This is a genomic window from Paenibacillus sp. FSL R7-0333 (genome assembly GCF_038000365.1).
In the GTDB taxonomy this organism is placed as follows: Bacteria; Bacillota; Bacilli; order Paenibacillales; family Paenibacillaceae; genus Paenibacillus_AQ; species Paenibacillus_AQ silagei.
In genome coordinates, this window is record NZ_JBBOBZ010000001.1 from 3,425,153 (window position 1) to 3,451,243 (window position 26,091).

23 protein-coding genes are annotated in these 26,091 nt (G+C 52.6%); 18 read left to right on the forward strand and 5 right to left on the reverse strand.

Going from position 1 to position 26,091, the window contains the following annotated elements:
* Nucleotides 1–54: 54 nt before the first annotated feature.
* Nucleotides 55–933 (reverse strand): LysR family transcriptional regulator, encoded by an 879-nt coding sequence (locus tag MKY86_RS14250; protein ID WP_076075616.1) that lies wholly within the window; start codon nucleotides 931–933, stop codon nucleotides 55–57.
* A 156-nt stretch (nucleotides 934–1,089) separates the two neighbouring features.
* On the opposite strand from MKY86_RS14250, the gene MKY86_RS14255 reads away from it, so the two are divergent.
* The 9 genes from MKY86_RS14255 (at nucleotide 1,090) to MKY86_RS14295 (ending at nucleotide 9,253) form a co-directional block, all read left to right on the forward strand.
* On the forward strand, nucleotides 1,090–1,884 hold the full coding sequence (locus tag MKY86_RS14255) for an SDR family oxidoreductase (protein WP_076075613.1): 795 nt from the start codon (nucleotides 1,090–1,092) through the stop codon (nucleotides 1,882–1,884).
* Nucleotides 1,885–2,355: 471 nt separating this feature from the next.
* Complete coding sequence (locus MKY86_RS14260) at nucleotides 2,356–3,063, forward strand: response regulator transcription factor (protein ID WP_076075611.1); 708 nt, start codon at nucleotides 2,356–2,358, stop codon at nucleotides 3,061–3,063.
* Complete coding sequence (locus MKY86_RS14265; protein WP_076075608.1) at nucleotides 3,041–4,465, forward strand: sensor histidine kinase; 1,425 nt, start codon at nucleotides 3,041–3,043, stop codon at nucleotides 4,463–4,465. Before MKY86_RS14260 ends, MKY86_RS14265 begins: the two co-directional genes overlap by 23 nt.
* Before the next feature lie 137 nt (nucleotides 4,466–4,602).
* Nucleotides 4,603–5,673, forward strand: a complete 1,071-nt coding sequence (locus tag MKY86_RS14270) for a hypothetical protein (RefSeq protein WP_076075605.1) — start codon at nucleotides 4,603–4,605, stop codon at nucleotides 5,671–5,673.
* Between the two features lie 117 nt (nucleotides 5,674–5,790).
* On the forward strand, nucleotides 5,791–6,135 hold the full coding sequence (locus tag MKY86_RS14275) for a YojF family protein (RefSeq protein WP_076075603.1): 345 nt from the start codon (nucleotides 5,791–5,793) through the stop codon (nucleotides 6,133–6,135).
* 23 nt (nucleotides 6,136–6,158) lie between these two features.
* Nucleotides 6,159–6,875 carry a bacillithiol biosynthesis deacetylase BshB2 gene (gene bshB2 / locus MKY86_RS14280; RefSeq protein WP_083684491.1) on the forward strand — a complete coding sequence of 239 codons (717 nt, stop codon included), beginning with the start codon at nucleotides 6,159–6,161 and terminating at the stop codon, nucleotides 6,873–6,875.
* A gap of 42 nt (nucleotides 6,876–6,917) precedes the next feature.
* Entirely contained in the window at nucleotides 6,918–7,460 is a 543-nt protein-coding gene (locus MKY86_RS14285; protein WP_083684488.1) for a GNAT family N-acetyltransferase, read from the forward strand.
* A gap of 56 nt (nucleotides 7,461–7,516) precedes the next feature.
* The gene (locus MKY86_RS14290) at nucleotides 7,517–7,825 is read left to right on the forward strand and encodes a hypothetical protein (protein ID WP_076075600.1); all 309 of its coding nucleotides are present in this window, start codon (nucleotides 7,517–7,519) and stop codon (nucleotides 7,823–7,825) included.
* Between the two features lie 96 nt (nucleotides 7,826–7,921).
* Nucleotides 7,922–9,253: a serine hydrolase domain-containing protein gene (locus MKY86_RS14295; protein ID WP_076075598.1), complete on the forward strand. Its 1,332-nt coding sequence runs from the start codon at nucleotides 7,922–7,924 to the stop codon at nucleotides 9,251–9,253.
* Between the two features lie 38 nt (nucleotides 9,254–9,291).
* Here the strand turns inward: MKY86_RS14295 and MKY86_RS14300 are convergent, their stop codons facing one another.
* Nucleotides 9,292–10,692, reverse strand: a complete 1,401-nt coding sequence (locus tag MKY86_RS14300) for an MFS transporter (protein WP_076075595.1) — start codon at nucleotides 10,690–10,692, stop codon at nucleotides 9,292–9,294.
* Nucleotides 10,693–10,803: 111 nt separating this feature from the next.
* On the opposite strand from MKY86_RS14300, the gene MKY86_RS14305 reads away from it, so the two are divergent.
* Genes MKY86_RS14305 through MKY86_RS14315 form a run of 3 tightly spaced genes read left to right on the forward strand, consistent with a single transcriptional unit; the run spans nucleotide 10,804 to nucleotide 13,027 of the window.
* Nucleotides 10,804–11,676, forward strand: coding sequence for a LysR family transcriptional regulator (locus MKY86_RS14305; RefSeq protein WP_076075593.1), 873 nt, complete (start codon nucleotides 10,804–10,806; stop codon nucleotides 11,674–11,676).
* Nucleotides 11,677–11,698: 22 nt separating this feature from the next.
* Complete coding sequence (gene bshB2 / locus MKY86_RS14310) at nucleotides 11,699–12,385, forward strand: bacillithiol biosynthesis deacetylase BshB2 (protein WP_076075590.1); 687 nt, start codon at nucleotides 11,699–11,701, stop codon at nucleotides 12,383–12,385.
* A gap of 30 nt (nucleotides 12,386–12,415) precedes the next feature.
* On the forward strand, nucleotides 12,416–13,027 hold the full coding sequence (locus MKY86_RS14315; RefSeq protein ID WP_076075786.1) for a sugar O-acetyltransferase: 612 nt from the start codon (nucleotides 12,416–12,418) through the stop codon (nucleotides 13,025–13,027).
* A 38-nt stretch (nucleotides 13,028–13,065) separates the two neighbouring features.
* On the opposite strand, the gene MKY86_RS14320 is transcribed toward MKY86_RS14315, so the two are convergent.
* From MKY86_RS14320 to MKY86_RS14330, 3 genes are read right to left on the reverse strand one after another with little or no spacing between them, the layout of a single operon-like run.
* Nucleotides 13,066–13,764: a LutC/YkgG family protein gene (locus MKY86_RS14320; protein ID WP_076075588.1), complete on the reverse strand. Its 699-nt coding sequence runs from the start codon at nucleotides 13,762–13,764 to the stop codon at nucleotides 13,066–13,068.
* Complete coding sequence (locus MKY86_RS14325; protein WP_076075585.1) at nucleotides 13,761–15,188, reverse strand: LutB/LldF family L-lactate oxidation iron-sulfur protein; 1,428 nt, start codon at nucleotides 15,186–15,188, stop codon at nucleotides 13,761–13,763. Before MKY86_RS14325 ends, MKY86_RS14320 begins: the two co-directional genes overlap by 4 nt.
* Nucleotides 15,185–15,934: a (Fe-S)-binding protein gene (locus MKY86_RS14330; protein WP_076075582.1), complete on the reverse strand. Its 750-nt coding sequence runs from the start codon at nucleotides 15,932–15,934 to the stop codon at nucleotides 15,185–15,187. The genes MKY86_RS14325 and MKY86_RS14330 overlap by 4 nt, the downstream gene beginning before the upstream one ends.
* A 176-nt stretch (nucleotides 15,935–16,110) precedes the next feature.
* On the opposite strand from MKY86_RS14330, the gene aldA reads away from it, so the two are divergent.
* The 6 genes from aldA (at nucleotide 16,111) to MKY86_RS14360 (ending at nucleotide 26,070) form a co-directional block, all read left to right on the forward strand.
* Nucleotides 16,111–17,556 (forward strand): aldehyde dehydrogenase, encoded by a 1,446-nt coding sequence (aldA, locus tag MKY86_RS14335; RefSeq protein ID WP_340827058.1) that lies wholly within the window; start codon nucleotides 16,111–16,113, stop codon nucleotides 17,554–17,556.
* Nucleotides 17,557–17,842: 286 nt separating this feature from the next.
* Nucleotides 17,843–20,488 (forward strand): glycoside hydrolase family 2 protein, encoded by a 2,646-nt coding sequence (locus tag MKY86_RS14340; protein ID WP_076075580.1) that lies wholly within the window; start codon nucleotides 17,843–17,845, stop codon nucleotides 20,486–20,488.
* Nucleotides 20,481–22,589: a hypothetical protein gene (locus MKY86_RS14345; RefSeq protein WP_143803567.1), complete on the forward strand. Its 2,109-nt coding sequence runs from the start codon at nucleotides 20,481–20,483 to the stop codon at nucleotides 22,587–22,589. Before MKY86_RS14340 ends, MKY86_RS14345 begins: the two co-directional genes overlap by 8 nt.
* A 91-nt stretch (nucleotides 22,590–22,680) precedes the next feature.
* Nucleotides 22,681–23,613, forward strand: a complete 933-nt coding sequence (locus tag MKY86_RS14350; RefSeq protein ID WP_083684482.1) for an ABC transporter permease subunit — start codon at nucleotides 22,681–22,683, stop codon at nucleotides 23,611–23,613.
* Between the two features lie 5 nt (nucleotides 23,614–23,618).
* The gene (locus MKY86_RS14355; protein ID WP_076075575.1) at nucleotides 23,619–24,503 is read left to right on the forward strand and encodes a carbohydrate ABC transporter permease; all 885 of its coding nucleotides are present in this window, start codon (nucleotides 23,619–23,621) and stop codon (nucleotides 24,501–24,503) included.
* Between the two features lie 139 nt (nucleotides 24,504–24,642).
* Nucleotides 24,643–26,070, forward strand: a complete 1,428-nt coding sequence (locus MKY86_RS14360) for an extracellular solute-binding protein (protein WP_143803565.1) — start codon at nucleotides 24,643–24,645, stop codon at nucleotides 26,068–26,070.
* The last annotated feature ends 21 nt before the right edge of the window (nucleotides 26,071–26,091 follow it).

The window sequence follows — 26,091 nt, forward strand, 5'->3', positions numbered from 1 at the left end:
AATGACCTAATAGAGCTGTCCCACAGCCGTGAAGCGGCTGGTTGGGGCAGCTCTTTATACTTCTCTATTCTGCTGAATATACTCCATGAATCTTCTGGAGGCGGGGGACAGATAATGGTCCCGCCGCCATTGCAGGCCCACCTCCCATTCCCAGCCCGGCTCCTGGATGGGAATCCAGACCAGCCCGTCAAGCATCAGTCCCAGCGTCTGCGGAAGCACGGATACGCCGAGCCCGGCTTTGATGAAGCCGGCCACAGTAATCAGATCCTCTGCATAATAGGTGGGAGCCAGTTCGAAATTAGTATTTTGAAAGAGGGAGGTAATTGTTTCCCTGAGTCCGCAATTCGTCTTCAGTCCTACAAACGGCTCACCCGACAGCTCGAACAGACTCAGTGAGGAACGCGAGGCGAACCGGTGGGAACTGGAGACCACAATATAAATCGGTAATCTGCGAATCACCATCCATTCCTTATTCTCCGCCGTAGTCTCTCTGGACGTAATCAGCATATCCGAGGTCCCGTTATCCAGCGCTTCGTCGATATCCCCGTGATTCCCCTGATACAGATCAAACCGCACTTTCGGATGGTCTGCCTGATAGTCTCTGATAAGCGAGGGGATCAGGTCCACGCCAAGAATATTCAGATAAGACAGATGAACGGTTCCGCTCTCCGCATTGGCCGACTCCTCAATCTCCCGCACCCCATTCCCGATACTGCGCAGCGCTTCTTCAACCCGTGAACTGAACATAACCCCATAGCGGTTGAGCTGGACATTGCGGCCCTTACGCTCGAATAAAGGAACCCCCAGCTCACTTTCCAATTTGGAAATCGCATGGCTCAAGGCAGGCTGCGTAATTCGCAGCGCTTTGGACGCAGAGGTCATATGCTCAAGCCGGGCTACGGTCAGAAAATACTCCAGTTGTGTAAGCTCCATACAGACAGCCTCCTTTATATATTAATATTATTCATGATTTTAATGAAAATAATAAATTAGACGCACAATTTAATCAAGCTTAAGATACATATATACCTTGAGCGGCTGGAACTTCCAGCTGGACTGAGGAATCCCTAATGAAATGAGGCTGTAACGATGGCTATAACTTATGCTAGCCCGCTGACAGAATACGAGGGTAAAAGAGTCCTGGTAACAGGCGGTACCAAGGGCATGGGACAGGCTATCGCTGCCCGATTCACAGCGGCAGGCGCTGAAGTTATGACTACTGCCCGGACACTTCCGACGGAAGGGCCCGCTTCTGATTTGTTCGTCCAGGCAGATCTGTCCAAGGAAGAAGGCGTGGAGAAAGTAATTACGGCAGTCAACGAACGTTTCGGCAGCATCGATATTGTAGTGAATAACATCGGAGGCAGCGCTACCCCTGCCGGAGGATTCCTGGCCGCAAGCGATGAACACTGGATGGATGCGCTGAATCTGAACCTGCTCGCAGCCGTGCGGCTGGACCGGGGGCTGATCCCGCTCATGCTGGAGCAGGGCAAGGGAGTCATCATCCACATCTCCTCCATTCAAAGAGTGCTGCCGCTGATCGAATCGACCATCCCCTATGCAGCCGCCAAAGCTGCGTTAAGCAATTACAGCAAGAGCTTATCTAAGGAATTCTCTCCGAAGGGCATCCGGGTGAACCGGGTCGCACCGGGCTTTATTCAAACCACAGCAGCCGATGCCTTCTTGAAGAGTATCGCGGAGGTAACCGGCAGTGTGGAAAGTGCACTGCAGTCGGTAATGGACGCGCTGGGAGGCATTCCCATCGGACGTCCCGGCTTCCCTGAGGAGGTGGGCGAGCTGGTAGCCTTCCTCGCTTCCGACCGCGCAGCATCCATTACGGGTGCCGAGTACGTGATTGACGGGGGAACCGTACCTACGGTGTAAGGTGAAGCGTAACCCTCACCGGTAAGAGCTGCATAAGCCAGCATATACCTCATAAGACAGTCCGTTAAGCCATTCATTGGCTGGGCGGGCTGTTCTTTTTGTTTGTTTCGGACTATTATTTCTTATTAGCAGCGAAGCTGAGCTAAAAGACCGTCCAGTATAAAAAGCACTAAAGAAATAAACAAAAAGCAAAAGAAGCGGAGGGGAAATTTGGAACTGTAGGAGCGGTAGCGACCGCCTTTGACTCCGGATTTCAACCGCGCACAGCGGTCCAATAGAAGAAATCTGGAGTCAACAGCGGCCGGAAGTCCAAATGTTCACCGCAGTGACGATGAAGCTTCAAGTTTAAATCTTGTGTGCGCCTTATATATTCTTTATCTTTTCTTTAGATTTGGTTTAGACTGGATTAAGAATGGCAGGCTATAGTTACAAAGAGCGCGGCTTGCATGACAAGATAGAGGGGGATTCACCATGTATACCATTCTCATAGCCGATGACGAATCGGAGATTGTTGAGCTTCTGCAGCTGTATCTGGAGAAGGAATATAACATTTTGACGGCTGAGAACGGAATTGAAGCCTTGAAGCTGATGCAGAATAACAAGATTGACCTGGCAATTCTGGATATTATGATGCCGGGGATGGACGGGCTGCAGCTGCTGAAGCGGATTCGGGAGCACGAGCATTTCCCTGTACTGTTCCTGTCCGCCAAGAGCCAGTATCATGACAAAATCCTGGGTCTGGAGCTTGGAGCGGATGACTACATCGCTAAGCCTTTTAATCCGCTGGAGATTGTGGCGCGTGCCGGGGCCATGCTGCGGCGGGTGCATCAGTTTGATGCCAAGGCACCGGAGGAGGAGAAGCCAAGTGAGCAGATCGTGCTCGGCAGGCTGACGCTGGACCGGAGTACCTGTCAGGTTGAGGTGGCCGGGGAGGCCGTCGCTCTGACTTCTACTGAATACAAAATCCTGGAGCTGCTGATGCAGCAGCCGGGCCGGGTTTTTACGCGCAAGAAGATCTATGAGACCGTCTGGGAAGACTTTTACGTCTACGAGGACAACAGCATTATGGTGCACATCAGCAACATCCGCGACAAGATCGAACGAGATTCCAAGAGACCGGAATACCTGAAGACGATCAGGGGATTGGGGTACAAAATTGAAGCACCCGTGGAAAAGTAGAGATAACCGCCCGCTGCAGACGTCGCTGACCATCGACTTCCTGCTGTTCAACTGCATGCTGCTGATGCTGGTGTTAGTGGTCTACCTGTTCGTACAAAAGGATATCGCCCAAGTCATCCGGGAGCGGATGACGCCTGACCCCAATTTGTCTGTGGAAGCCGGGGCGTACCGGGAGGAGTTGGGCCAAGGGCCGGAGATTGAGCGTCTGCTGAAGAGCGGAGGCTGGCTGGAGCTGCTGGATTCCGGCAAGCGGGTGATCCGTGTTGTTGGCGAGAAGCAGGATGAGATTCAGGTTTATGACGAGGACAGCCTGTTTCAGGGACTGGAGAACCGCAGCGACCAGCCCTTTTATTATTCTATTACGAGCGTAACGGAGCAGGATAGCGGGGCAGCCTGGATGTTGCTTAAGATTCCCCGCAATGTAATCAATGTCTCTATTAACAACGAGTTTCTGGTCTCCTATCTGAATCATTCGGTGTTCTTTTATGTATTCCTGGTCAGCGGGTTGATTCTGCTGCTGATTTTTGTGTACAGCTATTGGGTCTCCAGACGGATCAAGAAGCCGCTGCGGGTGCTGAATCTAGGCTTGAACCGTATGATGGAAGGGCATTACAATACCCGAATCGCTCTCTATGCAGAGACGGAGTTCCTGCGGATCGGCCACAGCTTCAACTACATGGCTGATGTGATTGAGAAGACCACCGAGGAGAAGCGCCTCGCCGAGAAAAGCAAGCAGCGGCTGATGGTCGATCTGTCGCATGACCTGAAGACCCCGATTACCAGCATCCAGGGGTACGCGCAGGCCCTTATCGAAGGACGCGTGACTGACCCGGAACGGCAGACGAAATATTTGAACTACATCTACACCAAGTCCGTGCAGGTCACGAAGCTCATTACGCATATGCTGGATCTGCTTAAGCTGGAATCACCGGATTTCATCCTGCGTATAGAGCGCCTTGAGCTGGGCGACCATCTGAGGGAGATTATTGCCGACACGTACGGCGAGATTGAGCAAAAAGAATTCGAGCTTCACCTGCAGGTGCCCGAAGAAGAGGTCTATGCCCGTTATGATCCAGAGCTGTTCGCCAGTGTTATTAATAATCTGATCGGCAATGCGCTGGCCTATAATCCGGAAGGGACGCGCATCCGGGTATCCGTAATACCCGAGGACACGCAGATCAGGATCGAGATTGCGGACAATGGAGTTGGCATTCCGAAGGAGCTGTGGTCTACCATCTTTGACCCCTTTGTGCGGGGAGATGAGGCGCGGACAACGGCCAGCGGAGGAACCGGTCTGGGCTTGTCCATTGCCAAGAAGAACGTGGAGAAGATGGAGGGCACGCTGCTACTGGAGAGTAGGGAAGGGGAGCCGACGGTATTTGTGATCCGTATTCCGAAGTAGCGAACGGCTGAAGGAATACAGATAAGTGATTTTATATAGAGGGAATAATTAACTTCTTGTCGAATGTACTGATCTGGAAGATTCCGGCACCTTGCCGGGACACCTAACTTACATCGGGGGAAGGAATTAGAACATCTATGAAAAAACTTGCATTACTGCTCACCACTCTGCTGCTTGCGCTCGGATTGGTCTATCCGGGAGGCGCCGGACAGGCAGCGGCCGCAGCCGCACCGGTGTACACGGAGATTGCTACGTTTGTCGAAGGCAACCTGCTTATTTCGCCAGCCAAATCTGTACTCGTGAATGGCTCTGCCTATGTTCCGGTTAAGCTGGCCGGGCAGATTCCTGGATTCACTGTGGCGGCGGATGCTACTGGCGTAACGCTCACAGGCAGCAAAGGAAGCACCAAGCTGAACAAGGATAACTCCATCTTGTATAAGAACACCAACTACGTGGCCTTCAAAACCATGCTGAAGCTCGGAGCGATCGACGGCAAATATGCCTCAAGCGCCATATCGTTGTTCATCTGGAGCACAGAGGATGGCAAAAATAAGAGCAACAGTATGCTCTATGCCATCAGCAAGCTGCCTGGAACGATGGGTATTGTATTAGGCAAAAAGGTCTATTTATACGGACATCCGGGAAGCCACTGGGTGAAAAGTGTACAGTACGTTGATGATTACAACCAGAACTTTGTGATGCAAAATGAAGCCGGAACCGAGTGGGTCCTGGATTTGAACGATTTTGTGGACAATACCATGTACACCATGGAGAGTATAGACTATTTGAAGTATTACTATAATGGACTAACAGTGTGGACCCGGAACGCCATGATTACAGATAGTCCGTTCAAGAACTTTGAGAAAGCAACCATCGCCAATTTCCGCTCGAACCCAGCAAGTGGTAATTTAGAAATGATCATCCGCCGGGCCAACGGGCAGGAGGTTGCGCTCGAGATTGAACCTCGCGATGACTATAGTGAGTATGTCGAAGATATACTGTTTTTCAAGAATCCGCAAACCACCTTTAAGATCAGCGATAAAATGTGGTCTGCCATCCGTGAAGAGCGGGCGGTCAGCGGCATGACGATTACCGAACTTCTTCTCTCTTGGGGAGATCCGGATAACATTTATGACGGGTATGTAGTGTACGGCAACCAATACGTCTATTTCATCAATGATAAGGTCTTCTCTATAGTTAATCTTTAATTCTTAGCATCTCCAGGCTTGTTTAAGGAATTCTTAGAGTTCCTTGGGCAGGCTCTTTTTTTCATGTATAATAAATGCACCGGAACCAGCTATTCTTTTACACTCTAGGAGGACATTATGCAGCTCATTCAACCCCAAGCTATTCAGACTCGGATCGACGATTTCGTCTCTGAGGATCTATATATCCATCTTGAACTTACAAACGGAGCCTATGCCAGCCATTTCGACAGCTCCCGTGCTCCGGGCTCGGTGTTCATCAGCAATGCCGAGATCCGTTACACGAACGGCTCCATCTCAGGGACAGGACCCTACCGGGTGGGCTTAAAGACAGAGAAGGGCTGGATCTATGCAGAAGGCCTGACCCATGTGGATGAGCAGGATAATGAGCGGCTGATTCTGGCCGGACATGACAGTATGGGCAAGCTGATCGTGGCGTTGCAGCTTAGCCGGAGCCCTTTTTAATGATACTGGAGGATTAAGCAGACATGAATAATAAATCTATGGACCATGCAAGAATCCTGGTGGTACTTCCCCATCCTGACGATGAAGCCTACTTCGTATCCGGGACGCTGGCGATGTATATTGCAGCAGGTGCAGAGGTGACTTATGCCTGTCTGACACTGGGAGAGATGGGCCGGAACATGGGCGTTCCGCTGATCGCGAACCGTATCACTCTGCCAGCCATCCGCCAAGCGGAGCTCGAAGCTTCCTGTAAGGCCATTGGAATTCAAGACCTGAGGATGCTGGGCTTCCATGACAAAATGATTGAGTTCGAAGACCCGGCGCTTCTGGATCAGCGGATGGAATCGCTCGTGAAGGAGCTCACCCCGTCGCTGGTTATTACGTTCTACCCCGGATATAGCGTGCACCCGGATCATGATGCCACTGGTGCTGCGGTGATCCGTACAATGGCCCGGCTGGCCGCAGCGGAACGTCCCGTTGTACATGGTGTCGCCTTCTCGAACGGCCATCAGCAGCGGATTGGAGCAGCCGATGTAGTCATCGATGTAACGCCTTTTATCACTGTCAAAATCAACTCCATTCTGGCGCACCGCACCCAGTTCCAGGAGGATAAAGTGCTTGGTAGCCTTCTGCCAACTGATCCAGTAATCTGCGGCAAGTACGGTATGGAACGCTTCTGGACCTACCGGTTCCCTGAATGCAAGGAACAGCCGGAGGAAGAGGCATTGTGCTGTAAGTGAACATTTATAATGTATACTATAGACCGGATTGGAGATATACAGATGACAGAACAACGGGTATACATCCGGTTCCCCGAGGCGGGAGATGCCACGGAGCTGACGGGGATGTATTTGCGTAACCGCGAGTTTTTTGAAGAGCATTCGCCTGACATTAGCGACGATTTCTATACGGAAGACTACCAGCTCGACAAGCTTACGCAGTATGAAGAGTACAGGGCAGCGGACGAGAGATATGACTTTGTGGTGATTCATAAGGCAGACCGCCGGATCATCGGTACTGTCAGTCTGTCTTTTGTGGTGCGGGGACCGCTGCAGAGCTGTATGATCGGGTACAGTCTGGACAAGGACTATAACGGTAAAGGCTATATGACGGAGGCGGTGCAGCAGGTCGTGCGCTATGCCTTCGAGGAGCTGAAGTTCCACCGGATTACTGGGGAAGCCTCACCGGATAATCCCGGCTCCATCCGTGTGCTGGAGAATGCAGGCTTTCATAAGGAAGGCATTGCCCGTCTGAATGTGAAGATCCGCGGGGTGTGGAAGGACCACCAGATTCTCGCGATTATCAACCCGGCCGATATCAGTTAACGGAGTTAACACTAACGGATTAGTAGCTTAACTATTAACATTGTGGAGGATCACCAATGAGCCAGCGTTTACGAATTACCCGTTCCATGCAGGAAGAGAATGCAGAGCAGGCGCTAACCTTAGAGGAATGCAAGCAATACTTTGCCGATAAATCGCGCTTCAGCTATTCCGGGGTCTACACCGTACAAGGTGCGGAGAGCACGATGTCGATTGAGGGAGATTTTTTCATGTGGAGCCATGAGGGGACGGAGTATCCGTTCCGTCTGTATATGGGCGATCTGTACGTTGCCTTGTCAACGGAGGCTATTGTACCCGTGATCCTTGAGATTGCCACGGACCTGCGGGCCGATGTGGTTGAGGGGTAGGCAGAGTAAAGTTCGGATTAAGCTGTTTTTTACACATTCTGTGCGCTCCCCGGATGTTATATTGATTCAGTACATATAAGAACTGGGGGAACCAGAATGAATACATATCAGAGCAGAGTACAAGAGCTTCACACGATGCTGACCCGTTTTATAGAGAATGGACCATTTACCGGACTACAGGTGGGGATCGTTAGTGATGGCGAGGTGCTTTTTACAGGAGAGTATGGCAGCGCTAATGTGGCTACAGGTGAGCCTGTGGTTAGCAGCACTCTTTTTCACCAGGCATCCGTCTCCAAGACCTTCGTAGTTACGGCTGTGATGCAATTGGCGGAGCGTGGGCAGGTAGAGCTGGACTCACCTATAGTGACCTATCTTCCGTATTTCAAAATGAACGACGAACGCTATCATCAGATCACGGTCAGACAATTGTTGAATCACACCTCCGGGATGCCGGATGAGGAGGATTATGCCTGGGACCGGCCTGAATATGATGAAGAGAGTCTTGAGAGGTATGTCAGAGGAATCTGCCATCTCGGCCTGCTGAGTGATCCGGGTACTCATTTTGCTTACAGTAATATCGCTTATGAAATTCTTGGAGATCTGGTTGCCAAGGTTAGCGGCCTCAGCTTCGAGGAGTATATGCGGCAGCATCTTCTGGAGCCTGCTGGGATGAGCACGAGTTCATTTTTGAAAATGGAGGTTGAACAGGTGCTGGCTGCGCCCCATGTGCTGAGGAACTCTGCAGGGTACGGGCCATACGTTAGTGAAGTGTTCCCTTACAATAGAGCGCATGCTCCCAGCTCCACACTGTATACCAATGCGCAGGAGATGTGCCAATATATGCTGATGCAGCTCGGTCAGGGCAAAGCTAAGGATAGATATAACGCCTTACAGCCCGGCAGTTATGATCAGATGTGGAACCCTACTATGGCTACAGGCTGGGGGCCGGAGCATGAAGCTGTGGGGCTGGGCTGGTTCCTGGGCCACTATAGTGGCTCACGGATGCTTTCGCATTCCGGCTGGGATACCGGATTCCTTAGTGAGCTGATTCTGCTGCCGGATGAGAATCTCGGCATCTCTGTAATGACCAACTGTGACCATGTGTGGCTGGGCAGTGTGACCCGTCCTATTCTGGATCTGCTGCTGGGCATGGAGGTCCGCCAGCTTAAGCTGTCGATGGTACATCATCTTGCCAAGACCGTTGTCACGAGCGGCGCAGGTGAGGCCATTAACGAATACCAGCGTATCCGGCGCTTAGAGCAGGATAAGTATTATGAAGCGGATTTTGAATTTATGCGGATTGCTGATACCTTAAGTTATGGCGGCCACCGGGAGGGAGCAATACGCATTCTTACCTGCGCTGCTACAATATACCCGGACAGTGAAGCCGTTGCAGGCAAGCTGCAGCAGCTTTTGGACGAAGCCTAGATTTTTCAGTGGGGTAAGACCCGTCTTCCAAGCGCTCCCTAGCGGTCATCAAGACTGTGATGGGAGTCTTTGGTCTTGCGGGAACGCCGCCGGGCCAGGAACAGCAGACACAGGGCAATCACGGAGAGGATCATTCCCAGCAGCCGGAATCCGCTGAAGCTGAAATGGTCGCCCATAATGATTCCGATGAGCAGGGAGGAAAGGATCGTCCCGAAATATCTGGAGGTGCTGAACAAGCCGGAGGTTACCCCGATGATCTCTTTTGGCGAGTGGTTGAACAAGGCGGCTTGCATGGCCACATTGTTCAGTCCGTTGCTGATTCCGAAGGCAGCCAGGGCCAGGATGATACTGATTACAGGCGATGCCGGATTCAGCATCACGATCCATAGCGACCCGATGGTCATGAGGATTGCCGAACCTGCCTGCGCGGGCCGGGGCCCTGAGGCATTGATCCATCTTCCGGCGATTGGAGAAACGGCGAGTGAGCATAGACCCAGACTTAACATCAGAAGCCCGGTGTGGAATTCACTGACTTGACGAACGAGCTGCAAATAAGATGGAAGACCGAAGAAGACGGAATAAAATAATAGATTAACCAGCATGAATTCGACATTGACACGGATCAGCCCGGGATACCCGGCGAAGGTACGCAGAGGAATGAAGGGCATGGCTGTTCTTAACTCATGCCTTACGAAGACCGCAAGCAGGATGAACCCGGACAGGCCGATGATTACATTGAATAGGGTGACATGACCGGAGGACTTGGCCGACAGCATCTGTCCAAGTACAGCGACCAGCCCCACAGTGAACAGCAGGATTCCAGGCACATCCATCCGGCTCATCCATTGCCGCAAGGACGGCTTGGGTAATAAGGCTTCGGACGGCTTATCTTGCGGGATGGTTCTCCAGGCTAACAGGAAGCTGGCCATTACAAACGGCAGGTTGATGTAGAAGATGGAAGACCAGTCCCACACATGGATCAAGACCCCGCCGATGAACGGTCCTGCTGCTGCCGCTCCTGATGTAAACATCGACAGCACGGACAGAGCAGAGGCTTGCTTGTCTGTAATATTCACCCGGATGATAGCCATCCCTACAGCCACCACCATACTGGTTCCGATAGATTGGATAATCCGCAGAACAACGAGTCCCCCGAAACCCGGAGTCCAAGGGGCGAGCAGGGAGGCTGCGAAGACGATTACCAGTCCGGCCAGGAATATTCTCCTGCGGCCGAAGATATCGCTGGCTCTGCCCATGACAGGCTGGGCAACAGCGCTGCCAATATAGAACGAGAAAATGATCCAGGAAACCACAGTGAACTCAAGCCCGAACACGTGCTGCAGCCTGGGAATCGCCACAGCTACCATCGAAGAGTTAAGCGGGTTAAGCATCATTCCCAGCCCAACGGATATCATTAACCACCAGTTGCGTGCATTCATTGTTATTCCCCCTCAAGTGCTGTACAGTTATCGTACAGGATATGAGTTATTTACTCCAACGCATTTCATGTTATGATTTCATAGACTTGAGGGAATGAATGGAGGCGGGATATGGAGCTTCTTCAGTTGCAGTATTTCATCGCGGTTGCCCGCCTGGAGCATATGACCGAGGCTGCACACAGGCTGCATGTTACCCAATCCTCACTGAGCAAGACCATTCAGCGGCTTGAGGAGGATCTGGGAGTTCCATTGTTCGACCGGAGCGGGAGGAAGCTGCGGTTGAACGAGCCGGGACGCAGATTTCTGCAGCGTGCGGAGAAGGCGCTGTTTGAATTGGAGCAGGGTAGGCAGGAGCTTAAGGACCTGTCCAGCCTGGAGTCCAGCAACCTTGAATTAGCGGTAACCACCGCGAGTACTTTGCCCGGTATTCTCCGGGAGTTTCGCCTCAAGCTGCCGGACATCCATTTTCACGTACAAATGCTGCCCATGCAGGAGATGATTCGCCTTCTTCAGAGGGGAGAAGTTGATTTCTGCTTGTCCTCTCCTCCGGTCAGAGGGGAAGAGCTGGAATGTCAGGTGGTCTGTAACGATCACATCTACCTTGCCGTTCCAGCCGCTCACCCTCTGGCGGACCGCAAGAGCCTCGCCTTGATAGAGCTTAAGGATGAGTGTTTTGTGGGTGTCAAACAAGGTTACGGGATTCGAGATTTGGTGGATTCCGTCTGCCAGGCTTCAGGATTCCTGCCACGCTATGTGTATGAGGGAGACGAACCAGCCCGCTTGATTGACATGGTGGAAGCCGGAATCGGCTTAGCCTTCATCCCCGGTACGGCGAGGAATGCGCAGGATCATATCCGTCTGATTCCGCTGGAAGACGAAGGACTGGTCAGGGAAATCGCCTTGTTATGGCATAAGAACCGCTATATTTCACAGGCGGGCCTGATTTTCCGCGAGGTTGTGATCGAGTATTTCGCTAAGCTATAATGTCACCGGGAGGAATAAACCTATGAACGATACACAGACTACAGAACACAAGCGCATACTGGTGGTGTTCCCGCATCCTGACGATGAGGCTTTTGGAGCGGCTGGTACTATCGCCAAGTATATTGAGCAAGGCTCAGAAGTAACCTATGCCTGCCTGACGCTGGGCGAGATGGGCCGGAATATGGGGATTCCTCCATTCGCGAACCGGGTAACCTTGCCGGAGATCCGCCGGGAGGAGCTGCGTGCTTCCTGTCAAGCTATCGGGATACAGGACTTAAGAATGCTAGGCTTCCACGATAAAATGATTGAGTTCGACGACCCTCGCCTGCTGGAAGATACGATGCTGTCCCTGCTTCGGGAGCTGACGCCGTCCCTAGTGATTACTTTCTATCCCGGCTACAGCGTGCATCCTGATCACGATGCCACCGGAGCGGCGGTCATCCGGGCAGTCCTTCGCCTGCCTGCCGCTGACCGGCCGGTTGTTCACTGCTTGGCATTCGCCATTGGCCATGAGGAGTACATCGGTCTCCCGGATGTGCATGTCGATGTCACCGCATACTTGGACAAGAAGATGGCTTCTATCCAGGCACACCGTTCCCAATACCAGGCGGCGGAGCTTGTCGGCAATCAGGAGCTGACGGCGGAGGAGATTCAGCTCCGCTTCGGGCAGGAAGCCTTCTGGACCTACCCCATGAACACACAACACTAAGAGAAGGCAGGAACACAACTAATGAATCCTATGAATCAAAAAGATAGAATGCTTGCAGGATTACCCTATAAAGCGTGGCTGGACGGATTAACCGAAGAGCGGACAGCCGCCAGGCTGCTGGTTCACCAGCTCAATTCACTTTCTCCAGACGCTCATGAGGAGAGAGACGGGCTGATCCGCAAGCTTTTCGGCAAGACGGGGGAGCTTGTGCATATTGAGACTCCCTTCCGCTGCGATTATGGATCGAATATCACTGTAGGGAATAATTTCTATGCCAATTTCAACTGTACGATTCTCGATGTTGGCAAGGTGGTCATCGGCGAGAATGTCATGTTCGCTCCGAATGTATCGCTTTACACAGCAGGACATCCTGTCCATCCCGATTCCCGGAATTCAGGCTATGAATACGGGATTGCCATCACCATTGGCAACAATGTGTGGATCGGCGGCAATGTCATTGTGAATCCGGGGGTAACCATCGGGAACAACGTAGTCATCGGGGCAGGAAGTGTGGTGACCAAGGACATCCCTGATAATGTGATCGCCGTAGGCAGCCCGTGCAGAATTGTCCGTAAGATCACGGAGGAAGACCGGAAATTCTATTACAAGGATAGAGAGTTTGACGTCACGGACTACGTGTAGAATCGCTGCTGTACCGTCCTTAAGGGACAGAATTCGTTCTAAATAAGCACATAAGTAGCCCTCAGCGGTCCATGCACCCCGACGACAAGCTTCATTTCGATATCGGCGGAATTGGAGGGACCGGAGATAAATTGGATCGCTGAGCCTACCGGCTCCCCGGCTTGAATTCTCCGGTTCAGCGCAGCAGCCGCTTCCGTTGAGCGAAGCACCAGCCGCTCACGTTCAATCACCGCAATATAATGGGCGGGCAGGAAATGGAGGGAACGGCCCTGATCGGGGCGGCTCTCCAGAACAACCGTTCCAGATTCCGCAAGTGCACAGTCGGCGAAGACTATTGCTGTATTCGCCGACTCAGCACGCCTGATATTCTCCGCCCGTCCCGCAGTTTCTTCCCATACGGCAGCATCCGGGAAGGCCAGCCCGTACTCCCTGAACCGGGGATCACCGGAAGTCATCACGTTCCCGCCGCCATTTGCCTCTAACAGATCATCTAACGTTCTCTGCAGCAGCTCCCGCGTCGTTTCAATCACCTGAGTGTGGATGAAGAAGCACTGCTCCTTAAGAATCTCCACCAGATCGTCCGTAGTAAGCGGACCGTAGCTGTCAGGAATGAACTCCTGGATCGCAGGACGCTGAACCTCTGACTTCCGTGCCCGGCCCAGCTTGGCGGCAATGGTATTCAGAAAAGCCTCCTTATTCGTGTTTCTGTTCGTGCTCGTATTGGTGGTTGCTGTCATTGCTCTGCGCCTCCTTTGCGCTTCTCCAGCCATGCCCGGAAGCTGTCCTTCTGCCTGACGGGCTGCTTCAGGTCGCGGGAACGAATCCAGCCCTGAAGCAAGGCCGGTCCTCTTACAATACGGCCCTGCTTGCTCATCATCCGGCTTGCAGAGTGGGCGAACCGCAGGGTTTTGCCGAACAGGGCAGGGGAAGAGAGCAGCTTGCTGGCGGCTTTCATCTGGATACGGTCTGCGGTGCCGGTTCTTTTTTGTTCCACCATCTTCTGGCGGTGCACGATGAGCTGCTCATGCAGCGGGATGCGCACCGGACAGACATCCGTACAGGCGCCGCACAGACTGGAGGCAAAGGGAAGCTCCTTGTAGTCATCATAACCGCCAAGCAGCGGGGTGATGACCGCCCCAATCGGCCCCGGATAGATCGATCCGTAAGCATGGCCGCCGATATGGCGGTAGATCGGGCAGACGTTCAGACATGCACCGCAGCGGATACACTGCAGCGCTTCGTTGAATTCACTTCCGAGAATATCGGACCGCCCGTTATCGACGACTACCAGATGGAATTCCTCAGGGCCGTCTGTCTCACCGGCGGAGGAGGGTCCCATTACTGTGATATAGCTGGTTAGTTTCTGTCCGACGGCGCTGCGGCAGAGCAGATTATCCAGTACCTCCATCTCCTCCAGAGTCGGCACAATCCGCTCCATGCCCATTACCGCGATATGCGTCTTGGGAATGGCAGCCGTAAGATCGCCATTGCCCTCATTGGTGACGAGATTAATCGCTCCGAGATTGGCTATGGCGAAGTTGCAGCCTGTGATTCCGACCTCCGCTTCCAGGAACTTCTGCCGCAGGACCGTGCGGGCAAATCCGGCCAGATTCTCCGGAGTTTCATTGCCTGTATAACCAAGCTTCTCTGTAAATACCCGCTTGATTTGCCTCCGGTCCTTATGCAAGGCGGGAGCCACGATATGCGAGGGCGGGTCCCAATCATCCATCTGGAGGATATATTCTCCAAGATCCGTCTCCGTCAGCTCACAGCCTGCTTCAAGCAGAACGCGGTTCAGCTCTATTTCTTCCGTGACCATGGATTTCGATTTGACGATCTTCGTGGCTTGTTTGCGCACAATAACATCCCGGATATAAGTGCTGGCTTCTTCTTTGGTCGCTGCAAAATAGATATGCCCGCCCTGTCGCTCAATATTGCCGGCAAGCTGCTCCAGATAATAATCCAGATTCTCCAGAGTGTGCTGGCGGATAAGCTGGCCTACGTTCCGCCACTGCTCCCAGTCACCGAGCGCAGTGGCCGCAGACAGCCGTCTTGTCTTGAGACTGTCCTGCGCCGAACCCACGGCATTGCGCATGAAGGAATCCCCAAGGCCATCCGTCGTCCGTTCGCTGAAATTACGTGAATCCGTCTGCAGGCTCAAGTCCGGCTTCCCCCTTTGCTAACCACAGGCTGATGTTGATTCAATACCTCTGCAATGTGCATGATCCGTACAGGCTCACCCTTACGGGACAGACGTCCTCCGATATTCAGCAGGCAGCCCATGTCTGCACTGATCAGGATATCTGCTCCGGTATCCAGCACACAGCCGCATTTCTCATCGGCCATTTGCTCCGAGATTTCAGGCATCTTCACCGCAAAGGTTCCGCCGAACCCGCAGCAGTTATCGCTGTTCTTGAGCGGCTCAAGCTTCAGTCCCTGCACATGCTCCAGCAGTTGGAACGGGGTTTCCTTCTCTCCGAGAAGTCTGGTCATATGACAGGAACGATGGTAGGTTGCGGTGCCTTCGAGAGTTGCACCCACATCGGTCACCCCCAGTACTTTGACGATGAATTGGGTCAGCTCGTAGGATTTCTCTTTCAAAGCAATCGCTTTCAATTCCCAATCGGGGTCACCCCGGAAGATCTTCGGATATTCATGAAACATAGCGATGCAGGAGCCGGACGGACCTACGACATAATCCGAAGCCTCGAAGGCCAGCATCATGTTCTGCATAGCAAGCTTGGATTCCTGCAGATAACCGCTGTTGTAGGTAGGCTGGCCGCAGCAGACCTGTGAAGCAGGATAATCGATCTCGCAGCCAAGCCGCTCCAGGACCTCCACCATGGCAATCCCAACATTCGGGCTCATAAGGTCTACCAAACAAGTAGAAAAAATACTGACTCGCACTCCTACCCCTCCCATCAATGAAAACCTATGTTCACAGCTTAACTCAACAAGTCAATGAAAAACAACACAAAAACAAATAAAAAATGTGAAACTTATTGACAATAAATATTGATAGCGTTTACACTATGATTGGGTAATTGGGATAATGGAATAATCTACCTTGAGGGGGAGAAACAGTGACCAAGCATTTGATGTATATCGACGGCCAATTTACGGAATCCGAAGGTAAAGAGTGGATGGATGTTACCAATCCGGCAACCGATGAAGTGATCTCACAGGTTCCCAAGGCTACAAGGAATGATGTCATACGTGCCATTGATGCAGCAGAGCAGGCCCAGGCAGCGTGGGAGGAGACTCCGGCGGTAGAGCGCGGCAAGTATTTGCATGCGATTGCTGACGGTATTCGGGCAGAGGCGGACAGCATCGCCAGGCTGATCTCGGAGGAAATCGGCAAGACCCTGGAATTATCCACCGTAGAGGTTCATTTCACTGCGGATTATTTGGACTATATGGCGGAATGGGCACGGCGTTATGAAGGGGAGATCGTGCAGAGCGACCGTGATAATGAGCATATTTTTGTATTCAAAAGAGCGATTGGCGTCACCACAGGCATTCTGCCCTGGAACTTCCCGTTCTTCCTGATCGCGAGAAAAATGGCCCCGGCGCTCATCACCGGCAACACGATTGTCGTGAAGCCCAGCGCGGAATCCCCGAACAATGCCATGGCGTTCAGCCGGATCGTGGATCAGTCCGGATTGCCTAAGGGGGTATTCAACCTTATTACTGGCAGAGGTGCGGAAGTGGGCAACGAGCTGTCCAGTAATGCCAAGGTAGGCATGGTTAGTCTTACAGGCAGCGTACCGGCAGGGCAGAAGGTTATGGAGGCGGCGGCTGAGAATATCATCAAGGTCAGCTTGGAACTGGGCGGCAAAGCGCCTGCCATTGTCATGAAGGATGCCGATCTGGAGCTGGCTGTTCAGGCGATTGTGGCTTCCCGGGTCATTAATACAGGCCAGGTCTGTAACTGTGCGGAGCGTGTCTATGTCCATGAAGATATCAAGGAGGAGTTCACTACGCGGCTGGTTGAAGCGATGAAGGCCGTGAAGTACGGAGACCCGCTCAAGGACACCGACATCCAGATGGGACCGCTCATCAACAAGGCCGCGCAGGAATCGGTACAGCAGAAGGTGGACCGGGCTGTTCAAGAAGGGGCTAAGATTGCCCTGGGCGGTAAAAAAGTAGAAGGAACAGGTAGCTTCTTCGAGCCGACAGTGATCATAGACGCTACGAACGAGATGGAGATTGTGCAGGATGAGATTTTCGGTCCGGTTATTCCTGTCATCTCATTCTCAACCTTGGATGAGGCGATTGCACTCGCCAATGACAGTGAATTTGGCTTAACCTCATCGCTGTACACCCAGAATCTGAATGTCGCCATGAAAGTAATCAAGCGGCTGAAATACGGGGAGACGTACATCAACCGCGAGAATTTCGAAGCGATGCAGGGCTTCCATGCAGGCTGGAGAAAATCCGGCATCGGCGGCGCTGACGGCAAGCATGGCTTGAATGAATACCTCCAGACGCATGTCGTCTACCTGCAATATGACAAGTCGGTTAACTGAATGACCTCATAATGTAAGCATATAAGCATATAAGAGAAATGCTCCCATGCAGTTTGGGGGCATTTTTTGCGTGTGAATATAAGAAGTTGTAGGTTCATCCGCAATTGAGCAGATTTACAAACGATTTCACAGATATGGGGGCCTTCGGATTCGGGAGCGCGGTGCTATCATTGGTAATGAAACGACAGGAATTATGGATTGTAAGCGCATTAACGGGCTGGCGCCAGAGCCGTTCTTGGTTAGAGGCAGCGCCAAATTACCAAGGTCTGGGGGAACGGAAGAAGCGATGAGAGAAATTCTGTTGAACGAATTGAACTGGGAAGTCAAAGGATACTGGCCTTGGGTGCCGTTGAAGGGTACAAGTATGGAGCTTGGCCAGGAATTAATGGGGGTGACCGGCTGGATGCCGGCAACGGTGCCGGGGGGAGTTCATTACGATCTCTACAGACAGGGCTGGATTGCCAATCCCTATGAGGACTTGAACAGCTTGAGCTGCGAATGGGTAGAGAATCGCTGGTGGGTGTACCGTATGACCTTGAAACGACCGGAGTTGAAGGGGTCCCGAGTTGAGCTGGTCTTTCTGGGACTCGATTATGAAGCAGCGGTATACGCTGATCATATCCTGCTTGGAGAGCATAAGGGAATGTTTGATCCGGCTGTGTTCGATGTTACAGAGCTGCTCTCCGTCCGGGAGAAGCTTGAGATCTCCGTGCTTCTGAAGCAGGCGCCCGATGAAATGGGGCAAATCGGCAAAACCTCGGCCACCTTCACACAGAAGAGCCGTTTCAATTATAAGTGGGATTTCTCTACCCGGCTGGTGAACGTTGGAATCTGGGATGATGTGTTGCTAAGGATACATGAGGATTATTCGTGGGGCGAAATGTCCATCACAACCGATGCTGAGGTTGAAGAGGACGGCAGCACTCAGGTGGTTGGCAGTATTGAAATACAGGCAGCCGTCCCATCCACGGCTGGAGCAGAGCCTGCCCGGACACTGGCGGCGAATATCACCTGCTCTGATCCCGGAGGTAATCTGCTGCTGCTGCAGACGCATCCCGTCTGTGCTGGAGCGGTGCTCAAGACCACACTAGATATCCCTGAACCTGAGCTATGGTATCCGAACGGTTACGGAGCGCAGCCGCTCTACAGTCTTGAACTGAAGCTACTGGATGAAGACGGGAAGGAACTGGATACGCGGGTTATCAGAACCGGCATCCGCAAGCTTGACTATATCCGCAATGTTGACAGTCCTGACAATGCGCTGCCCTATACAGTGGTCATCAACGGCCGCAGGATCTACATGAAAGGGGTGAATATGACCCCGCTGGATCATCTCTACGGAAATGTAACTGCCGAACAGTATCAGCTTATGGTCCGTCTCATGAAGGCGGCTCATGTCAATCTTGTCCGGGTATGGGGCGGCGGGATCATTGAGAAGCAGGTCTTCTACGACCTATGCGATGCGAACGGCATTATGGTCTGGCAGGAATTCATCCAGTCGAGCTCGGGGATTGACAATATTCCTTCCAAGCAGCCGGAGTTCCTTGAGCTGCTGCACCAGTCCGCCCGCTCAGCACTCAAGGCGAAGCGTAATCATGTCGCCATGACGATATGGAGCGGCGGCAATGAATTAATGAGCGAGCCGAATAAGCCTTCGGACTTAAGCGATTCCAATCTGGCGATGCTGAAGGAACTCGTTGAGCAGTATGATCCGCAGCGGCTGTTCCTGCCAACCTCGGCTTCGGGTCCGGTGGAGTATATTACCGAGACTAAGGGCCAGGGGCATGATGTACACGGTCACTGGAAGTACATGGGCAACCCGTATCATTACGAGCTATATGGCAGCAACGATAATCTGCTGCACAGTGAATTTGGGGTGGACGGTCTGAGTTCACTCAAGAGTCTTGAGAAATTCCTGGGCGCAGCGCACCGCCAGCCGGTCTCCATGGAGAACAGTGCAGTCTGGAGGCATCACGGGGAGTGGTGGGATACGCTGAGCCGGGATGAAGAAATATTCGGAAGTCTGACAGACCTGGCACAATTCTCCGCCTGTAGCCAGTGGATTCAGGCGGAAGGAATCCGCTTCGTGCTGGAGGCCAACCGGCGGCGCAAGTTCCGGAACAGCGGAAGTATTGTCTGGCAGCTCAACGAACCCTGGCCGAACGTGTCCTGTACCAATGTGGTTGATTATTATGGTGAACCGAAGATGGCTTACCACTGGATGAAACAGGCCTTTCGTCCACTGCATGTATCACTGGACTACCGGAGTCTGCTGCTCGCACCCGGCACTGATTTCCAGGGAGATGTATACGTACATGGCTGGGAAGGGGAATCATGTGAAGCTGATGCGGAGGTCCTGAATGCGGCAGGCCGGAGCCTGCACCGGCAGCGCTTCATAACCCGAGGAGACAGAGACCGGGCAGTCTGCGCCGGGACCCTGAAGTTCACAGTACCTGAGCAGGAGGACCAGTTATATTTCGTCAGATTGTCCTTCATGAATCGTGAAGAAGAACCGCAGCAGAATGTATATGTATTCTCTACCGCCAGGGAGCATCTGTACGCACCAGCGTTAGCGCTTACAGGCGGCCATCTTCAGGTGCGCCAGGAGAATAAATGGCTGCCCGCTGTTACTGGAGAGCCGAATCTGCAAGCCTGCTTCATGGTAGCTAATACAGGCAGTGAAGCGTTGCTGCATGTACATGCGGAAGAGGAGGGGAACCGCTACTGGCTGGAAGCAGACGAGCAGTTCCTGACCTTGTTCCCGGGTGAGGCAAGAACGGTGACGATGACCTGTACGCCGAAACAGGCGGGAGGATTCCTGGCAGGGGAGAATCACAGCATCTCCGGTGACCTGCCGGTTATTCAGTTCAAATCGTTCCTGGCTGTCCAGGGCACAAGCAAACCGGACGGGGGGCAGGAGAATTGTGAGTAAAACATTGTGTTTTGTACCAGGGCCATTCGTACCGCTAAGCCGGTACCTTCAAGCCAGGGGGCATGAGCCCGTTACCGTTCCGGTAAGCCGGGCAGTGGCGGACTATCTAAGACGGCATCGCTCCATTCTAAAGCTGGCCTGTCAGCGCAGCGGCGAGGTGACCTACCTTAATGCACGGTGGTCCACACTTTATGAAGATACCGTTGAAGTTGAAGCTGAATCAGCAGCAGGGAACAGCAATACAGCGGAAGGCGTGTTCGTACTTGTCAGCCCGCTGCTTACCAATATGCTCCCGGTAGTATCGCACTGGGATAACGATTCAGCAGAGGGCGGAGGCAGGTTCCGCTATGGAGGAACAGACGGCATTGGAACGCTGCGCATGGACGAAGCGGGCGAGCAGGTTATTTCCGAGCATGTAAAGCTCTATAACAGCGACGCCGACAGCCCCTATGTATATAACACTGAAGATTATGAGCTGTTTGGGGATGGAGAAGCGGAGAAAACACTGAAAAATCCGCAATTTGAGCATTACATCGGGGACCGTTACAGTCTCTATGCCGTCGATGATTTGGTGGCTGTATCCTTGAGTGACCGTATGCTCAAGACCTTCGGATATCCTGTGGTCTTCATTAATGAATCCAGGGAAGAAGGGGCGCTGGTATATGATGCACCTGTGTTTCAGCTGATCAGCAACAGGCTGCTGGTTTCGGAGAACCGGTATAGCCTGGCTACCTATATTCTCCCGCCTTATTGGAATCCGGCGAACGCCAAGAGGTATCCGCTGCTGTTCAATGGTTATTACGACGCTAATGAGAACACCTTCAGTACCGTGGGACCTTCATTTGTGGAGATCATAGGCAAGACGTTGGCCGGCACGGGACAAGGCGTGGTTGGCATTCTCTGGAACGGCGGAGGCTGCATCGGAAGCCGCTCCCTGCAAGGCTCAATCTATGGAGGGATCGGGGCGGCAATTGCCAGCGCCCAGGACCTCTATGGCGGTGATGCAGACCAGGTAGTGGCTGTAGGAGGTTCGCGCGGCGGATTGACTGCGCTGCTGGCCGGAGGCAACCCGCACCGGCTGCCTTACCGGGTACGATACACACTGTGCTATGCACCGCCGCTCATCCTAAACGGACTTATCCGTGAGTATGCGGAAGGCGCCTGTCCGCTGATCTGGCATGTAGCAGAGGTGGACACCGGTTACCGTGATATTTGGAAGCAAAACTGGCGGCATCCGGTGACAGGAAGCACAGCAATTGAGACTCTTCTGTGGACACTTACAGGTGAAAGTGACTCCGGCCTTCTGAAGGAAACTGCCGGACTCGAATCCGGGTTCTTCCTGCAAGGGCTGAAGGCGGGCGGTACGAAGCTGCTGATCAATCACGGTACACATGATGCCTTCACTCTAAGCCGGTTCAGCTTTGCTTTTGCAGCACGGGTCCGCAGCTATGGCATTCCGCTGCGTCATGAGATTGGCTACCGTTACGGCCATAACAACTGTACGGATCTTTACGAACAGGCAGCCCTATGCCTGAAGGCTCTGCTGCAGGATCAGGAGCTTGACTTCACCGGGACGGTGCATTACCGCAGACGCAGTCCGGCTGCAGGAGAATGGGAACAGGCTGAACGGTTTAGCCCGGCCCATCAGCCGGTTTTTCTGGAGGCGCCTAAGTTAGTACCCGCAGGCAGACCGGTAGCTTGGACACTGTATGGAGAGCAAGGCATGGAATACCGGCTGGAGCTGGAGAGCCTGGACCAGCAGGCATGGGAACAGAACAAGCAGGTGATCCGTAACAAGCGCATCACTCTTGCGACCGGGAGATTGCCGGACAAGCGGCATCCCCTTGAAGTCTGCTCATGGCAGGAGGGGATAAGCCCATCCACTGACGCGTTAAGTGCAGGTTATTATCTGTACGGGCTGTCCTACAGGCTGAGGGGCGAACTGAACTGGACCGAGGTCTCGCCTTCCCGGGTGCCACAGCCGGGTGTAGAGCCGCAGTCAGTTCTCCGCATTCTGGAGGAGCAGCCCAATCCGGCAAGCGAGGCCTTCCGCGCGGAAGCGGCTGTGCTGTGCATCAGCTCCGGGCTGTCTGAAGCCTGAGCAGGCAGCTTAACCGGTACAGAAGGTATACCAACTATACAACGCCTGACCGGAGTGAATTACGGTTCCGGGAGGAAGGAAGGACAGGAGCATGATTGGAAGAATCACTGAACCACAGCCTTTATTGGCTAAGAAGAAGAACGGGAATCCTCTGCGGCGACTGCTCAGAGATTGGTCCTCCTGGATATTAATAGTGCCAACGGTGTTAGTCTTTTTCTTTTTTTCCTGGCAACCGCTCGTCAAGGGGATTGTGCTCTCTTTCTTCAACACCGAGGGTTATAATGCTGTAAGCTTTGCCGGACTGCAGAACTACAAGGATGTCATTCAGAATTCGGCATTTCAGCAGACACTGGTCAATTCATTTATGTATGTGATCTGGTCGCTGCTGATCGGCTTTGCCGTACCGATTGTAGTCGCTGTTGTGATTAATGAACTCCGACACGGGAAGTCCTTTTTCCGCTTCTCCGTCTTTTTTCCCAGTATGGTTCCCGGTATTGCGGCTTCCATGTTATGGATGTTCCTGTTTGAGCCCGGGCAGGGCGGTTTGCTGAACAGTATGCTGAGTGCCTTGGGCTTCCCGGTACAGCAATGGCTTCAGGACCCGAAGATGACCATAATGCTGATTATATTCACGATCACCTGGCGGAATTTCGGAGGGACGGTGCTGCTCTATCTGGCAAGCCTTCAGAGTATCAATCATGATCTGTATGAAGCAGCTTCGATCGACGGTGCCAATGTATGGCGGCGCTTCAGAAGCATTACCCTTCCGCAAATTTCCAGCATGATCGGACTGATGATGATTCTGCAGATCAGCGGGGTATTTCAGATCTTCAACGAACCGCTGGTCATGACCGAGGGCGGACCGAATAATGCTTCCATGACGCTGATGCTGCAAAGCTACTATTATGCATTCCGCAGTTTCGAGGCAGGCCATTCCATGGCGCTGGGGGTTATTACTTTTCTTGTCCTGATGGTGCTTACCGTTATTTATTTCAGGCTGGATAAGAAATTGAACAGGGAGTAGAAGCCATGAAAACCAATGAAGCTTACGGCATTATCGGCAATATTGAATACAGATCACCCTGGGTGCGCCTGCTGTACTGGAGCTTGTTCCTTCTGATGATTGCGCTCGCCGCCGTCTGTATCCTGCCTCCCGTCTGGATTATGGTCTCAAGCCTGAAGGACATTAAGGAGTTCTATGCGATTCCGCCTACCTTGATTCCCCGCACCTTTGATCTCAGCAAGCTGTGGGAGACCTGGCAGGAGTTCAATTTTCTCAGTTACTATCTGAATACCGCTTACCTGGCTGCCGGTTCTGTACTGTTCTGTCTTACCTTTAACGGGCTGGCCGGGTATTTCTTCTCCAAGCTGAAGCCGCGCGGGAGCGCGCTGCTGTTCGTTCTGATTGTATGGACGATGATGGTTCCGAATACGGTGGGAATGGTGCCGCTGTTCAAGAACCTGATTGATTTCCCGCTGCTGCATGTGAATCTGACCAATACCTTCTGGCCGATGTGGTTCATGGCTGCCGTGAATCCGGTGGTGATACTGATCTTCAAGAACTTCTTCGACTCGATTCCCCAGGCACTGCTGGAAGCGGCCAAGATAGACGGGGCGAGCACCATCGGCATCTTTATCCGGGTGATCCTTCCGCTCAGCGGCCCGGTCATGGCTACGATTACGATCCTTACAATGAATAGTGTATGGCAGGATTTCTTTTGGCCCTTCATGGTACTGAAGGATAAATCGACCTGGTCGGTCATTGTGGCCATCTATAATTTGAAAGCGACATTACCGCAGGACATTCAGTTTATTGCCCTGACGTTTGCCATCCTGCCGCCGATTCTGCTGTTTATTTTTTTCCAAAGGTACATTATGAATGGGCAAGCCTTCGGCGGCAGCATCAAAGGTTAATGTCACCCGATCACAAACCATTTCACAGTTTTGCCCCGTAGGGCGCTCTAAAGGGCGCATGGTAAGATGATTTCAGAATTAAAGAAAGCGCTTTACAAAATGCAGAATTGCTATAAGAATAATTCTAGGGGGAATTACATTGAGAATGGCACACACCAAGAAACTAACCGCAACACTGGCGCTCACACTGCTGCTTACTGCCGGACTGGCCGGCTGCGGCGGCTCCAATGAAGGGAAAACAGGCGGGAGCGGAAATGCAGCAGCCGGCAAACAGGTTACGATTAAGGTCAGTAACTGGCCGAAGCCGAATGAGGAAGCCAAGATCGCCCAGTATGAACAGCTCATGGCGAAGATGAAAACTAATTATCCGAACATTACAGTGGACAAGGATGAATGGGGCTACGACGTCAGCTCGTTCCTGCCCAAAGCTGCGAGCGGGCAGCTTCCAACGGTATATGAGACCTTTTTCACCGAGACAAGCAAAATCATCAAAGCTAATTACGCAGCGGATATCACGGACATGATGAAGAAGTATGGATATGACAAGGCCATTAACCCGGATCTTCTAAAAATGGTGACCAAGGACGGCAAGTATTACGGGATTCCGAAGGACGGCTATGTCATCGGCATGCTCTACAATGTGAATCTCTTCAAGGAAGCGGGCCTTCTGGATGACAAGGGGATTCCGAAGTTCCCCAAGACGTATGAGGAGCTGGCGGAAACGGCGCAGATCATCAAGCAAAAGACCGGCAAAGCCGGAATGTTCCTGCCGACGAAGAGCGGCCAGGGCGGCTGGATGTTCATGAACATTGCCTGGGCTTACGGTGCGGAATTCGAGAAGCAGGTTGACGGCAAATGGCAGGCGGTATTCAATTCTCCTGAGGCTGCTGCGGCGCTGCAATATGTGAAGGATCTGAAGTGGAAATACAATGTGCTGCCCGATAACAATCTGGTGGATGTCACCAATGACATGTTCCGTATGCTCGGAACCGATCAGGTTGCGATGAGCTTCGGCACCAACGACTGGCCTCCGGTTATCCAGCAGCAGACCAAGATGTCCAAGGACAATATTGCCATGTCAGCACTTCCTGTAGGACCGATTGGACAACCTGTTACCCTGCTGGGGGGCGGCCTGTATATGTTCTCGCCGAATGTAACCCCGGAGCAGATTGATGCCGGCTTCAAATGGCTGAAGACCTATGGGTTCACACCCGAATCCTCAGAGGAAGCTCTGACCGGCTGGGATATCGAGAAGAAGACACTCAGCGATCAGGGGCTGATCATCGGCCCTTACGGGCTGCGGATCTGGACCGATGAGAAGCGTATTGGAGAGGAACAGAAAATTCTCGACAAATACAACAACGTGAATCTGGACATGTTCCGTGATTATATGGACAACGGCAGTAAGGGGATGCGGGCGGAGGAGCCCATCAATGCCCAGGAATTGTATCAGAAGCTGGATGTCGTGCTGCAATCTGTGCTAACCGACAAGAATGCAGATCCGCAGAAGATCCTGGATAAGGCGGCGGAAGAATTCCAGCGGGATTATCTCGATAAAGTCAAATAAAAAAACAGTCAAGCACCGGCG

What these genes read in the sequence shown, in the direction of transcription:
- MKY86_RS14255 (WP_076075613.1), top strand. Translation starts at nt 1,090, where the DNA reads ATGGCTATAACTTATGCTAGCCCGCTGACAGAATACGAGGGTAAAAGA.
- MKY86_RS14305 (WP_076075593.1), top strand. Translation starts at nt 10,804, where the DNA reads ATGGAGCTTCTTCAGTTGCAGTATTTCATCGCGGTTGCCCGCCTGGAG.
- bshB2 (WP_083684491.1), top strand. Translation starts at nt 6,159, where the DNA reads ATGAATAATAAATCTATGGACCATGCAAGAATCCTGGTGGTACTTCCC.
- MKY86_RS14315 (WP_076075786.1), top strand. Translation starts at nt 12,416, where the DNA reads ATGAATCAAAAAGATAGAATGCTTGCAGGATTACCCTATAAAGCGTGG.
- MKY86_RS14260 (WP_076075611.1), top strand. Translation starts at nt 2,356, where the DNA reads ATGTATACCATTCTCATAGCCGATGACGAATCGGAGATTGTTGAGCTT.
- MKY86_RS14270 (WP_076075605.1), top strand. Translation starts at nt 4,603, where the DNA reads ATGAAAAAACTTGCATTACTGCTCACCACTCTGCTGCTTGCGCTCGGA.
- MKY86_RS14320 (WP_076075588.1), bottom strand. Translation starts at nt 13,764, where the DNA reads ATGACAGCAACCACCAATACGAGCACGAACAGAAACACGAATAAGGAG.
- MKY86_RS14285 (WP_083684488.1), top strand. Translation starts at nt 6,918, where the DNA reads ATGACAGAACAACGGGTATACATCCGGTTCCCCGAGGCGGGAGATGCC.
- MKY86_RS14350 (WP_083684482.1), top strand. Translation starts at nt 22,681, where the DNA reads ATGATTGGAAGAATCACTGAACCACAGCCTTTATTGGCTAAGAAGAAG.
- MKY86_RS14275 (WP_076075603.1), top strand. Translation starts at nt 5,791, where the DNA reads ATGCAGCTCATTCAACCCCAAGCTATTCAGACTCGGATCGACGATTTC.
- MKY86_RS14355 (WP_076075575.1), top strand. Translation starts at nt 23,619, where the DNA reads ATGAAAACCAATGAAGCTTACGGCATTATCGGCAATATTGAATACAGA.
- MKY86_RS14250 (WP_076075616.1), bottom strand. Translation starts at nt 933, where the DNA reads ATGGAGCTTACACAACTGGAGTATTTTCTGACCGTAGCCCGGCTTGAG.
- MKY86_RS14290 (WP_076075600.1), top strand. Translation starts at nt 7,517, where the DNA reads ATGAGCCAGCGTTTACGAATTACCCGTTCCATGCAGGAAGAGAATGCA.
- MKY86_RS14340 (WP_076075580.1), top strand. Translation starts at nt 17,843, where the DNA reads ATGAGAGAAATTCTGTTGAACGAATTGAACTGGGAAGTCAAAGGATAC.
- bshB2 (WP_076075590.1), top strand. Translation starts at nt 11,699, where the DNA reads ATGAACGATACACAGACTACAGAACACAAGCGCATACTGGTGGTGTTC.
- MKY86_RS14295 (WP_076075598.1), top strand. Translation starts at nt 7,922, where the DNA reads ATGAATACATATCAGAGCAGAGTACAAGAGCTTCACACGATGCTGACC.
- MKY86_RS14300 (WP_076075595.1), bottom strand. Translation starts at nt 10,692, where the DNA reads ATGAATGCACGCAACTGGTGGTTAATGATATCCGTTGGGCTGGGAATG.